The sequence below is a fragment of the Halorubrum sp. Atlit-8R genome (genome assembly GCF_003666025.1).
Taxonomy (GTDB): domain Archaea; phylum Halobacteriota; class Halobacteria; order Halobacteriales; family Haloferacaceae; genus Halorubrum; species Halorubrum salinarum.
In genome coordinates, this window is sequence record NZ_QPLV01000003.1 from 319403 (window position 1) to 332346 (window position 12944).

The 12944-nt window shown below is 69.5% G+C and carries 11 protein-coding genes; 10 read left to right on the plus strand and 1 reads right to left on the minus strand.

What is annotated here, in order from left to right:
- The first annotated feature begins 11 nt into the window (after positions 1–11).
- Entirely contained in the window at positions 12–572 is a 561-nt protein-coding gene (locus DVK05_RS10345; RefSeq protein WP_053770359.1) for a TATA-box-binding protein, read from the plus strand.
- Between the two features lie 80 nt (positions 573–652).
- Positions 653–1012: a hypothetical protein gene (locus DVK05_RS10350; RefSeq protein ID WP_053770358.1), complete on the plus strand. Its 360-nt coding sequence runs from the start codon at positions 653–655 to the stop codon at positions 1010–1012.
- 93 nt (positions 1013–1105) lie between these two features.
- On the opposite strand, the gene DVK05_RS10355 is transcribed toward DVK05_RS10350, so the two are convergent.
- A complete protein-coding gene (locus tag DVK05_RS10355) occupies positions 1106–3322 on the minus strand; it encodes an ATP-dependent DNA helicase (RefSeq protein ID WP_121563273.1) in 2217 nt (738 codons plus the stop codon).
- Between the two features lie 185 nt (positions 3323–3507).
- Between DVK05_RS10355 and DVK05_RS10360 the strand changes: the two genes are divergently transcribed.
- The 8 genes from DVK05_RS10360 (at position 3508) to lysW (ending at position 12927) form a co-directional block, all read left to right on the plus strand.
- Positions 3508–3978, plus strand: coding sequence for a histidine kinase (locus DVK05_RS10360; RefSeq protein ID WP_121563274.1), 471 nt, complete (start codon positions 3508–3510; stop codon positions 3976–3978).
- 56 nt (positions 3979–4034) lie between these two features.
- Positions 4035–4535 (plus strand): ACT domain-containing protein, encoded by a 501-nt coding sequence (locus tag DVK05_RS10365; protein WP_053770355.1) that lies wholly within the window; start codon positions 4035–4037, stop codon positions 4533–4535.
- Between the two features lie 227 nt (positions 4536–4762).
- Positions 4763–5794, plus strand: a complete 1032-nt coding sequence (gene radA, locus DVK05_RS10370; RefSeq protein ID WP_121563275.1) for a DNA repair and recombination protein RadA — start codon at positions 4763–4765, stop codon at positions 5792–5794.
- A 497-nt stretch (positions 5795–6291) separates the two neighbouring features.
- The gene (locus tag DVK05_RS10375) at positions 6292–7968 is read left to right on the plus strand and encodes an ammonium transporter (protein WP_121563276.1); all 1677 of its coding nucleotides are present in this window, start codon (positions 6292–6294) and stop codon (positions 7966–7968) included.
- Between the two features lie 94 nt (positions 7969–8062).
- Entirely contained in the window at positions 8063–9400 is a 1338-nt protein-coding gene (locus DVK05_RS10380; RefSeq protein ID WP_121563277.1) for a glutamate-1-semialdehyde 2,1-aminomutase, read from the plus strand.
- 359 nt (positions 9401–9759) lie between these two features.
- Positions 9760–11001, plus strand: a complete 1242-nt coding sequence (locus tag DVK05_RS10385) for an argininosuccinate synthase (RefSeq protein ID WP_121563278.1) — start codon at positions 9760–9762, stop codon at positions 10999–11001.
- Positions 11002–12516, plus strand: a complete 1515-nt coding sequence (gene argH, locus DVK05_RS10390) for an argininosuccinate lyase (protein ID WP_121563279.1) — start codon at positions 11002–11004, stop codon at positions 12514–12516.
- Positions 12517–12738: 222 nt separating this feature from the next.
- The gene (lysW, locus tag DVK05_RS10395) at positions 12739–12927 is read left to right on the plus strand and encodes a lysine biosynthesis protein LysW (protein WP_004599337.1); all 189 of its coding nucleotides are present in this window, start codon (positions 12739–12741) and stop codon (positions 12925–12927) included.
- Positions 12928–12944 lie beyond the last annotated feature (17 nt).

Sequence of the window (12944 nt, forward strand, 5' to 3'; positions counted from 1 at the left end):
GAATCGAGGTGATGACGGCCGACCCGAAGGAGACGATCACCGTAGAGAACGTCGTTGCCTCCACGGGGATCGGACAGGAGCTCGATCTCCAGAGCGTCGCGATGGACCTCGAGGGCGCCGACTACGACCCCGAGCAGTTCCCCGGGCTCGTCTACCGGACCACAGACCCGAAATCGGCCGCGCTGATCTTCCGGTCGGGGAAGATCGTCTGTACGGGGGCGAACTCGATCGAGGCGGTCCACGAGAGCCTCGACACCGTGTTCGGGGAGCTCCGCGCCCTCCAGATCCCGATCGAGGACCCGGAGATAACGGTCCAGAACATCGTCACCTCGGCCGACCTCGGCGAGAGCCTGAACCTGAACGCGATCGCGATCGGCCTCGGCTTGGAGCACATCGAGTACGAGCCGGAGCAGTTCCCCGGGCTCGTCTACCGCCTCGACGAGCCGGAGGTCGTCGCGCTGCTGTTCGGCAGCGGCAAGGTCGTCGTCACCGGCGGCACCAGCGCCGACGACGCGGCCGCCGCCGTCGACGTGATCGTCGAGGAGCTGAACGGGCTCGGGCTGCTGGGGTGACGCCGCGACCCCGCGACGGGAGCGGGACCGACGCGGCCGCGTTCCGCGACCACTTTTAGTCGTCGCCCCGTAGGCCGACCATGCTCTTACAGACGGTGACGCCGGTCTCCGTGCTCGGGACGACCGTCCTGTTGGCGCTGTTCCTCTCGGTGACCGCGCACATCGCGGCGCGGAACGTCCTCGGCGACGTCGACCCCCGGCGCGCCCTCTACGTCGGGCCGCTGCCCGCCGTGATCAGCGTCGTCGGGAACGCGTTCGAGCTCTCCGGGGCGCTCATCCTCCTCGCGGCGCTCCTCGTCGACGGCACGATGTTCTGGTGGAGCTACGAGCAGCCGCGGCGGACGGTGCTCGCGATGACGCTGATCCACGGCGTGGTCACGACGCTGCTCAGCGGGCTCCTGCTCGTGGCCTCGATCCTGATCGCGTCGATGCCGGGGTAGGGTCGGCGGCGGTCCTCGCGAACGACCGCGGTACGGCGGCGGCGGTCCTCGCGAACGACCGCGGCACGGCGGCGGACCCCGCCCGCGACCGCCTCACGGCGACGGCGGCTGGCCGTCGTAGGCGTCGTGGTCCTGGTAGAAGTTCAGCAATGCGAACTTCAGCTTCGTCGGGTCGACGTCGAGCAGCTCCTCGCGCTCCTCGGGCGGGAACGCGGACCGGACCGAGTACTTCCCCATGTCGGCGGTCGTGTAGCGGCGGTCCGCGAGGATCCGCACCCCGAAGTCTTCCGGGCCGCGGATCACGCGGCCGAGCGCCTGCCGCGTCTTGCGGATCGTCGGGATCTCGACCGCGTAGGTCCACCCCGGGTCGCGGGCGCGGTCGCGGTCCGCGAACGCCCGGTCGTAGGCGTCCTGAACGGCCTGAGTGCGGTCCGAGAGGTGTGGGTACGGAACGCCCACGACGACGACCGTGCGGGCGTCGTCGCCGTCGAAGCTCACTCCCTCGCCGAGCGTCCCCCACAGCGACGTGAACAGCGCGGCGCCGTCGCTCTCGACGAACTCGCTGCGGAGCCGCTCCTCGTCCTCGCCCGGGCCGTCGAGGTAGACGGGGCCGAGGTCGGCCGCGCTCGCCCCGCCGGAGCCCTCGGCGGCGCCGCCGGACGCCGCCCCGCCCGGGCCGGTGAGCCGCTCGTGGTAGCGCTCGGCCTCCGCGTACGAGGGGAAGAAGGCGAGCGTGTTGCCCGGCGTGAATCGGATCGCGTCGCGGAGCAGCGACGACACCGCCTCCTGGGTCTCCGGGTCGTTGCGGTCCGAGGCGAAAAGCGGCGGCACGTCGGCGGCGAACGTCCGGCGGTTCGCCTCGGGGTAGCCCATCTCGTAGGCCATCGACGCGGCGTCCTCCAGCCCCAGCACGTCCTCGGTCACGTCGAACGGGCGCAGCGTCGCGCTCATCAGGACGGAAGCCGCGACCTCGTCGAACAGCTCGCCGGTGACGCTGCGCGGGATACAGGTGTACAGCTCCGCGCGCCCGTACACCTCGTCGGTGCCCGCGTCGCGCCGGACGGAGACAACCGGATACTGGCCGAACTCGGCCCCCTCGTCCATCCACGTCGCGACGAACCGGGCGGCCGCGAGCGTCTGCGACTCCGAGCGGGTCGTCGCCTCCCCGTCGCGGTAGCGGCGCTCGTACTCCTCGTCTATCGCCTGGCCGAGCTGGACGGCGAGCTCGGCCTCGGTGTCGATCCCCCGCCCCTCGTAGTTGCGGAGGAACGCCAGCGTGAGGTCGTCGCGGCGGTCGTCGTTGGCGATGGAGACGTCCTCCCAGTTCTCGTCGACCCCGCCGAAGCCGAGCCCGTCCTCGTAGGTCTCGACGAGGGCGTCGCGGAAGGCGCGGAGGACGTTCTCCGCGGGCTCGGCGCGGGAGTCGTCGCTGTCGGCCAGCTCGTCGAGCGCGGCGTCGAGGGTGTTCTCGGTCAGCGTCCGGGTGGCGTGGTCGCGCGCGGCGTCCTCGATGTTGTGCGCCTCGTCGAAGACGGTGATTATCTCGCTCGGGTCGCGGTCGATCCACCGGAAGAACTGCTCGCGGATGTTCGGGTCGAGGAGGTGGTGGTAGTTACAGACGACGAGGTCGACGCCCTCCATCCCATCCTTCAGCAGCTCGTAGCCGCATAGCTCGCGCTCGTCGGCGTACGCGTACACGTCCTCGGGGGTCCGGACGTCCTCGAACAGCCAGCCGAAGAACTCCTCGGTGTCGCGGGTGAGGTTGTTCCGGTAGTGTTCGCAGACGTTCGCGGCCTCGTACTCGTCGAGCTCCGCCTCCAGCTCGTCGAGCTCGTCCATGATCGCCTCGCGGGCCTCGGCGGCGCCCGCGTCGCCCTCACGGCTCTCGGCGAGCAGCTCGCGCTGTCGCGACTCCAGTTCGCGGACCTCGCTCTCCGTCTCGACCATCTCGCGGGTGGTGTCCCGGAGGGTCTGACACTCCTGGTAGTCGACGTCGATGTGGCACATCGACGACTTCCCCTTGAAGACGACGGCGCGGATCGGCTCCTCGCGGGTGATGGCGCGGGCGTCCTCGACGAACTGCCGCATCTGCTGGTGGACGTTGGTCGTGATGACGACCGTGCGGTCGTGCTCGCGGGCGTGTTCCAGGGCGGGCACGAGCGCGGAGAGCGTCTTGCCCGTCCCGGGCGCGCCCTCGAACAGCACGTCCTGCCCCCGGTCCAGCGCGTTGGCGACCCTGTCCATCGCCTCGCGCTGGTTCGGGTAGGGCTCCTCGTACGGGAAGAACCGCAGGTGCGGCGACTCTGACACGGGGTGGGGTTCGGCGCCACCGGCCAAAAGGGGTGGGGTGGCGAGGCGGAAGTGGTCCGGCGGGGACGAACCGGGTTTAGTCCGTACCAGAGGCTTCAATAAGTATATATATCTTTGGGGCCGGTGCGAGCGAATCGCATTATTCCGGCAGCTATTACCGGTTTTCTGCCCACCTCAGGAGTGACATGGCGACAGAAACTGCGACGGCGACCGACGTACCGACCGAGACCGGACACTGGCAAGCGGGCGTAACGGGCGGCATCGTCGGAGCGCTCGTCTTCGGCGCGATGATGTCGATACTGACGCCCGGCGTCCTCGAGATGGGGATCCCGGCGATGTACGGCATCGCGGGGCCCGCCGGCGCCCTCGGCTGGGTGATCCACGTGTCTCACGGCGCGATCATCGGTCTCGGATTCGTCGCGATCACGAGTCTGAGACCCGCTCTCGGCGACTCGATCGGGACAGGCGTCGGCGCCGGCGCGGGCTACGGCCTCGTCGTGTGGGTCGCGCTCGCCGTCGTCGTGATGCCGATCTGGCTGGGCGCCGTTGGCTTCGCGGGCGCGCCTCCGCTGCCGAACATCGGCGTCGAGAGCCTCGTCGGCCACGTCGTCTACGGCGCGGTCCTCGGCGGCGTCTACTCGGCGATGGCGAACTGACCGCCGCGACGGAACCCCGTTTTTTAACCCCTCGTCCCGCGGATCCGTAGCAACGAATGTTCGACGAGATCCTCGAGAAGTTCGAGGGGTCACCCAGCCAGCAGGCGGTGATCCGGCTCTTCCTGGAGCGCGGCTTCTCCGTCAACGAGGAGGGACGGGTCGTCTCCGGCGGGATCGAGATCCCGTACACCGGCATCGCACGCGAGCTCGACGTCGACCGCCGCGTCGTGGACTCGACGACGGACGCGATCCTGGCCGACCCCGAGCTGAAGCGCATCTTCACCAACATCTCGTCGGTTCCGAGTCTGATGGATCTTGCCCCCGTCTTGGACCTCACGGTGCTCACCATCGAGGTCGCGGCCGCCGACGAGGCCGGGATCGTCGCCGAGGTGACCGGAATCCTGGCCGACCGCGGCGTCTCGATCCGACAGGTGCTGAGCGAGGACCCCGAGTTCACCGACGACCCGAAGCTGTACGTGATCACCGACGCCGACCTGTCGGGCGACCTGCTCGTGGAGATCCGCGACCTCGACTACGTCCGTCGCGTCGGCTTCTGAGCCCCCGGCGGTCGGCGTCGCGTCCTTTTGGCGGCGGCGACGCCCAAGGCGCGCACCCGCCGCGGCGGCGCCCGGCCGACCAGTTTCACCGGCTGGTCGGCGCGTCCGCTCCGCCGAGTCCGCTCGCTCGCGGTTCGCTCGCTCTCCAACGGACCCGCCGCGTCCGTTTCACTTTCACTCGGGTGTAAACCAGTCTTTATACCCGATGGCGAACAAGGACCGGATACATGCCTGAAGACGAACTCGAGGACCTCCCCGGCGTCGGCCCGGCGACCGCGGACAAGCTCGTGGACAACGGATTCGAGAGCTACCAGTCGATCGCGGTCGCGAGCCCCGGCGAGATGTCCAACACCGCCGACATCGGCGAGTCGTCCGCCGCGGACATCATCAACGCCGCCCGCGACGCCGCCGACGTGGGCGGGTTCGAGACGGGCGCGAGCGTGCTGGAGCGCCGCCAGGAGATCGGCAAGCTCTCCTGGCAGATCGACGAGGTCGACGACCTGCTCGGCGGCGGCATCGAGACGCAGTCGATCACCGAGGTGTACGGCGAGTTCGGGTCCGGCAAGTCGCAGGTGACCCACCAGATGGCGGTCAACGTCCAGCTGGAGCCGGAGAACGGCGGCCTCGACGGCGGCTGTATCTTCGTCGACTCCGAGGACACGTTCCGCCCGGAGCGGATCGACGACATGGTCCGCGGGCTCGACGACGAGATCCTCGCCGACGAGATGGAGCGCCGCGAGATCGAGGGCACCCCCTCGGACGAGGAGGCGATGGAGGCGCTCGTCGAGGCGTTCCTCGACCAGATCCACGTCGCGAAGGCGTTCAACTCCAACCACCAGATCCTCCTCGCCGAGAAGGCGAAGGAGCTGGCCGGCGAACACGAGGAGACGGAGTGGCCGATCCGGATCGTCTGCGTCGACTCGCTCACCGCGCACTTCCGCGCGGAGTACGTCGGCCGCGGCGAGCTCGCCGAGCGACAGCAGAAGCTCAACAAGCACCTCCACGACCTGATGCGCCTCGGCGACCTGTACAACACCGCCATCCTCGTCACCAACCAGGTCGCGTCGAACCCGGACTCCTACTTCGGCGACCCGACCCAGGCGATCGGCGGCAACATCCTCGGGCACGCCTCCACCTTCCGGATCTACCTCCGGAAGTCGAAGGGCGACAAGCGGATCGTCCGCCTCGTCGACGCGCCGAACCTCGCCGACGGCGAGGCCGTGATGCGCGTCCAGAACGAGGGACTGAAGCCCGAGTAAGCGACCGGCGGTCGACGCGGATCGATCGGAGACCGCGCTCGATCGCGACCGATCGATCGAATCGACCGGCGGACCGGGAGTCGGGTTGACGAACGTCAGATTTTATCGAGAAGGCTTCAGCGCCGCGAAATCGCCAAGAACGGCTCGTACTGCGCCGAATCGCGAGACGGCGGAGCGGCAATACTCGCCGTAGCGGCCCGCGCACGGCCCCGAAGCGCCCGGTAACGACCGATTTCGGTAGAATAGATAGTATTTTGACACAACGGTCGTTGGCTTCCGGCGCAACGATTGCCGCGAAACCCCCGAGAAAACGTCCTTATATTCCATAGCTACGTCCTTATATCGGACGACTGCCGTATTATCAACCGCACTTTTTGTGAAACTCAACTCTAACGTTTATGTATAGCCGTTCCCCGGAGTCGAAACGTGATTCAGCACATGAACACGAGCGAAGCACGGTTTGAATCGGACGAGCGTTCAGTAGAGGTGGTCGAATCGTGACGGCCGGCGTACTCGCCTCGATCGACCCGAGCGTCCTCGCCGAGGGCGTGAACCTGATGTGGGTCGCGGTGGTGTGTTTCCTCATCTTCTTCATGCACGCCGGCTTCGCGATGCTCGAAGCGGGGCAGGTGCGCGCGAAGAACGTCGCCAACCAGCTCACCAAGAACCTGCTGACGTGGAGCGTCGGCGTCCTGTTCTACTTCCTGATCGGGTTCGGCGTCGAGGGGATCGCCGGCGGCGCCGGCTTCTCCGCGGCGGCCGCGCTCGGTGACGGCGGCTGGGTGAACAGCTGGCTGTTCGGCGCCGTCTTCGCGATGACGGCGGCGACCATCGTCTCCGGCGCGGTCGCCGGCCGCGCGAAGCTCCGCGCGTACGTGGCGTACACCATCGCCATCTCGGCGGTCATCTACCCGGTGGTCGCGGGGATCACCTGGGGCGGCGGCTTCCTCGGCGGGGCCGGCCTCGGCTTCACCGACTTCGCGGGCGGGATGATCGTCCACGGCATGGGCGGTATCGCCGGCCTCACGGCGGCGTACGTGCTGGGTCCGCGGATGGACCGCTACGCCGAGGACGGCACCACGAACGTCATCCCCGGGCACTCGATGACGTTCGCGGTGCTCGGTACGCTCATCCTCGCGTTCGGCTGGTACGGCTTCAACGTCGGCACGACCGCGACGGTGTTCGCGGTCGACGGCGGCGAACTCGTCCTCGACGGCTACGCGTCGGTCGGCCGCGTCTCGCTGGGCACGACGCTCGGCATGGCCGCGGGCGGCGTCGGCGCCGCCGTCGCCTCGGTGGCGCTCTCGAAGAAGGTCGACACGCTGTACGTCGCGAACGGGCTGCTCGCGGGCCTGGTCGGCGTGACCGGCATCGCGAACCTCGCCACCTGGTGGGGCGCCATCGCGGTCGGGCTCCTCTGCGGCCTCCAGCTCCCGCTGGTCTTCGAGTTCGTCGCCGACCGGATGAAGATCGACGACGTCTGCGCGGTGTTCCCCGTCCACGGCTCGGCCGGGGTGCTGGGCGTCCTCGCGCTGCCGTTCGTCAGCATCAACGGCTTCTCCGTCGACCTGCTCGTCTCGCAGGTCATCGGCGTGGTCGTCATCGCGGCGTGGACCGTGGTCGCGACGGCGCTCGTCTTCGGCGCGTTCAAGGCCGTCGGACAGGCCCGCGTCACCCCCGAGCACGAGCGCGACGGCCTCGACGTCAGCGAGCACGGCGTCGAGACGTACCCCGAGTTCGGCAAGCCCTCGGTCGCGACCGACGGCGGCTCGTCGGTCGTCGACGCCACGGAGGGCTCGCCCCGCGCGGACGGCGGCGAGGAGGAAGGCGCGGAGATCAAGATGGTCACCGCGGTCGTCCGCCCCGACAAGCTCGGGGCCATCAAGCAGGCGCTCGCGGAGATCAACGCGCCCTCGCTGACGGTGACGAACGTCTCCGGCCGCGGCAGCCAGCCCGCGAAGAAGGGCCAGTGGCGCGGCGAGGAGTTCACCGTCGACCTCCACCAGAAGGTGAAAGTCGACGTGGTCGTCGCCGACATCCCGGCCGACGAGGTGGCCGAGGCGATCGCCGACGCCGCCGAGACCGGCGAGCCCGGCGACGGCAAGGTGTTCGTCCTGCCCGTCGAGGACGCGCTCCAGGTCCGCACGGGCGCGACCGGGCCGGAGGCGGTGTAGGCGCGGCGCGCGATCCGACCGGCTCCTTTTGAATCCGCGAACCGGTTCGCCCGGTTCGGCAACTACTTTCAGCCCGACGCTCCAACCGTTCGGTATGAACCACGAGCGCTCGCGCGGGCTGTACGACCGCGCGCTGTCGGTCATGCCGGGCGGCGTCAACTCCTCCGTCCGGGCGACGATGCCGCATCCGTTCTTCATCGAGCGCGGCGACGGCGGCCACGTGATCGACGCCGACGGCAACCGCTACGTCGACTGGGTGATGGGGTACGGCCCCCTGCTGTACGGCCACGACCTCCCGGACCCGGTCGAGGCGGCGGTCCAGTCCCACGTCGCGGAGGGGCCCATGTACGGCGCGCCCACGGAGGTCGAGGTCGAACACGCGGAGTTCGTCGCCCGCCACGTCCCGAGCGTGGAGTCGATCCGCTTCGTCAACTCCGGCACGGAGGCGACGGTGTCGGCGGTGCGGCTCGCCCGCGGCCACACCGACCGCGACAAGATCGTCGTGATGCAGGGCGGCTACCACGGCGCGCAGGAGTCGACGCTCGTCGAGGGGTCGCCGGGGGACGCGCACCCGTCGACGGCGGGGATCCCCGAGTCGTTCGCCGAGCACACCCTGCCGATCCCGTTCAACGACCCGGCGGCGGCCAAGGAGGTGTTCGCGGAGCACGGCGACGACATCGCCGCCGTCCTCGTGGAGCCGATTCTCGCTAACATGGGCATCGTCATGCCGATCGACGGCTACCACGAGACGCTGCGGGACCTCTGTGACGACCACGGCTCGCTTTTGATCTTCGACGAGGTGATCACCGGGTTCCGGGTGGGCGGTCTCGGCTGCGCGCAGTCGAAGTTCGGCGTCACCCCCGACGTGACGACGTTCGGCAAGATCATCGGCGGCGGCTTCCCCGTCGGCGCCATCGGCGGGAAGGCGGAGATCATCGAGGGGTTCACCCCTGCCGGCGAGGTGTTCCAGTCCGGCACCTTCTCCGGGCATCCGGTGACGATGGCCGCCGGGAAGGCCGGCCTGGAGTACGCCGCCGAGAACGACGTGTACGAGCACGTCAACCGCCTCGGCCGGAAGCTCCGCGAGGGGATCGCCGAGATCTGCGCCGAGCGTGCGCCGGAGTACACCGTCGTCGGCACCGACTCGATGTTCAAGACGGTGTTCACCCGCGAGGCGCCCGACGACGTCGACGCCTGCTGCGCGGGCGGCTGCCGGCAGGACCCCGACTGCGCCCGGTACGACGCCTGCCCGAAGACGGGCGCCGACGTGGCCGACGCCGCGACCGACCGCTGGGAGCGCGTGTTCTGGCAGGAGATGAAAGACCGCGGCGTGTTCCTCACCGCGAACCAGTTCGAGTGCCAGTTCACCGCCTACGCGCACACCGAGGAGGACGTCGAGCAGACGCTGGCGGCGTACCGCGAGGCGCTGTAGTCCGGCGGACCCCCTCGGGAACCGGTCCGGCAAGCCTTGCGACGGTCGAGCGGTGCGGAACAGTTTTATACCGGAGATCGGGTACGTACACGTGATGACCGCAGCGGCTCGTCTCGACGCCGCCCTTCTCCGAGGCCGACGAGCCCTGCGACCGCGACGAGACGTCCGACCGCCGCGACCGGCCTCCGGCGCGGCGCGACGACGAGGCCCTTCGGGCCAGTAACCTTCACCTCTCGTCGCGTTCGCGCCGCTCCGTTCCGAAGAGTCTCGACTCCGCGTTCCGTGAGCGGCCGCTTCGCCTTTTTCTTACAATATTAAAACCGCTGAATTTAAGGGTGTAGGCCGGGTGTACTCTGGTAATGACGAGCGTTGCACTCGCGTTCAGCGGGGGACTCGACACCACGGTCTGCGTACCGCTACTGAAAGAGGAGTACGGCTACGACGAGGTCATCGGCGTCAACGTCGACGTCGGCCAGCCGACCGAGGAGTTCGACGAGGCAGAAGAGACCGCGGAGGCGCTGGGGCTCGACATCCACGTCGTCGACGCGAAGGAGGAGTTCGCGGACCTGTGTTTCGACGCGGTGAAGGCGAACGCCAGCTACCAGGGCTACCCGCTCGGCACCGCCCTCGCGCGCCCGGTCATCGCCGAGGCGATCCTCGGCGTCGCCGAGGAGCAGGGCTGTGACGCCATCGCCCACGGCTGTACGGGGAAGGGCAACGACCAGCTCCGCTTCGAGGCGGTCTGGCGCGGCTCCGACCTCGAAGTGATCGCCCCCGTGCGCGAGCTGGGCCTCACCCGCGAGTGGGAGATCGACTACGCCGCCGAGAAGGACCTGCCCGTCGAGGCCGGCGACGGCGGCGTCTGGTCCATCGACGAGAACATCTGGTCGCGCGCGGTCGAGGGCGGCAAGCTGGAGAACCCGGACTACGAGCCGCCGGAGGACATCTACGAGTGGACCGCGGAGCCCGAGGGCGAGACCACCATCGAGGTGACGTTCGAGGAGGGCGTCCCGGTCGCGGTCGACGGCGAGGCGATGGACCCGGTCCCGCTCATCCAGCACCTCAACGAGTACGCCGGCGGCTACGGCGTCGGCCGCACCGACGTGATGGAGGACCGCATGCTCGGGCTGAAGGTGCGCGAGAACTACGAGCACCCGGCCGCGACCGTCCTCTTGACCGCCCATCAGGCGCTCGAAGACCTCGTGTTGACGAAGAACGAGCGCTCGTTCAAGAAGGGGATCGAGCAGGAGTGGTCCGAGAAAGCCTACGAGGGGCTCGTGTTCGCGCCCGTCGTCGACGCGCTGAACGCCTTCGTCGACGAGACGCAGGACGTGGTCACCGGCACGGCGACGGTGAAGGTATCGGGCGGCGACTGCCGCGTCGTCGCGCGCGACTCCGAGTACGCCGTCTACTCCGAGGAGATGGCCTCGTTCAACACCGAGGACGTGGCGGGCATCGCCCAGTCCGACGCGACTGGCGTCGCGAAGTACCACGGCCTCCAGGAGCGCCTCGCGAACGACGTGAAAGCGAGCGTCTCGAAGCCCGAGCTCGCGACGGACGGAAGCGGCGAGACGGCCGAGACCGACGAGACTGAGAACTGAATGACCGACGACGATCCCGACGCCGCGACGGACGCCGACGGCAGAGCGGGCGGCGGGAGCGACACCGCCGTCCGCCGCGACCGCTTCAGCGGCGGCCCCGCCCGCGAGTTCCTGTCGAGCCTCGCGGCCGACGCGGCCATCTTCGAGGCCGACCTCGCGGTCGACCGCGCGCACGTGGTCATGCTCGCGGAGCAGGGGATCGTCGACGACGCGGTCGCGGGCGAGATCCTCGGCGCGCTCGACGACGTCGAGGCCGCCGGGCACGGCGAACTCCCCGGCGGCGAGGACGTCCACGAGGCCATCGAGACCGCGGTCATCGACCGGGTCGGCCCCGACGGCGGCCGGATGCACACCGCCCGCTCGCGCAACGACGAGGTGGCGACGTGCATCCGCTACCGGCTGCGCGAGGACCTGCTCGACGCCGCCGAGGCGACCGTCGCCGCCCGCGAGGCCCTCGTCGAGGTCGCCGAGGAGCACGCGGAGACGGTGATGCCGGGGTACACCCACCTCCAGCCGGCGCAGCCGACGACGGTCGGGCACTACCTGCTGTCGTACGAGGGCGGGCTGGCGCGCGACACGGAGCGCCTGCTCGACGCGTACGACCGCGTGAACCGGTCGCCGCTCGGCGCGGCCGCGTTCGCCGGGACGCCGTTCGACGTCGACCGCGACCGCACCGCCGCGCTGCTCGGCTTCGACGGGACGGTCCGCAACTCGATGGACGCCGCCTCCGCGCGCGACTTCCTCGCGGAGTCGGCGAGCGCGCTCGCGACGCTCGCGACGACGCTGTCGGGGCTCGCGGAGGACCTGATCATATTCTCGAACAAGGGGGTCGTCGAGCTGGCCGACGCGTACGCCTCCACCTCCTCGATCATGCCCCAGAAGAAGAACCCCGACACGCTGGAGCTGACCCGCGGCGTGGCGGGCGACGCGATCGGCGAGGCGACCGGCACGCTGAGCCTGCTGAAGGGGCTCCCGCGCGCCTACAACCGCGACCTCCAGCGCGCCCACGCGAGCGTCTTCGAGATCGCCGGCGACGTGCGGGAGGCGACCGAGGTCGCCGCGGGCGCGGTCGCGACCGCGGAGTGGAACGAGGCCGCGCTCGCGACGGCCGCCGGGGAGGGGTTCTCGACGGCCACGGGCGTCGCCGACCTGCTCGCGACCGGCGGCCTCCCCTTCCGGACGGCCCACGAGATCGTCGCGGCCGCGGCGGAGACGGTCGCGGACGACGACTCGCCGGCCGCGGCGGCCGCAAAAGTTGACGAGGCCGCTCGAAAGGTGACGGGCGAGCCCCTCTCCGCGTACGTGAGCCGCGAGGACGTGGAGTCGGCGCTCGACCCGGCCGAGAGCGTCGCGAGCCGCGACTCCGCCGGGGGACCGGCCCCGGAGGCGGTCGCCGACGCGCTCGCCGACGCCGAGGCGGGGATCGAGGGAGACGAGGCCGCGCTGACGGCCGAGCGCGACGCGCTCGCCGACGCGAGCGAGGCCCTGGACGCGGAGGTCGACCGCTATGTCTGAGCCGCGACGCCCGCGAGGTCCGCGTCGGCTCGGTCGGGACCGACCCGACCGACGCCGACGACCGTCCCCGTAGGGGGACATACTTACTACCGAGATCTGACATTCGATCTCGACACGCCGGTATTTCGCCGATCTGTTCCCGTTAGCGACCGATCCGTTTTGTATAAACTATCCTACAAGTTCGAAGCCTTTATGCCCGTTCACGGCGGAGATGCTGGCACGATGACGAGCGACACCGACACGCTGACCGCGGAGGACCCGATCACGGGCGAGGAAATCGAGATCCCGGCCGACGTCGAGGTCGGCGAGATCATCGACAGTCCGGTCACCGGGACCGAACTGGAGGTCATCTCGCTCGACCCGGTCGTCTTGGAGGAGGCACCGGAGCTCGAGGAGGACTGGGGCGAGTAGATGGCGACGACCGCCAC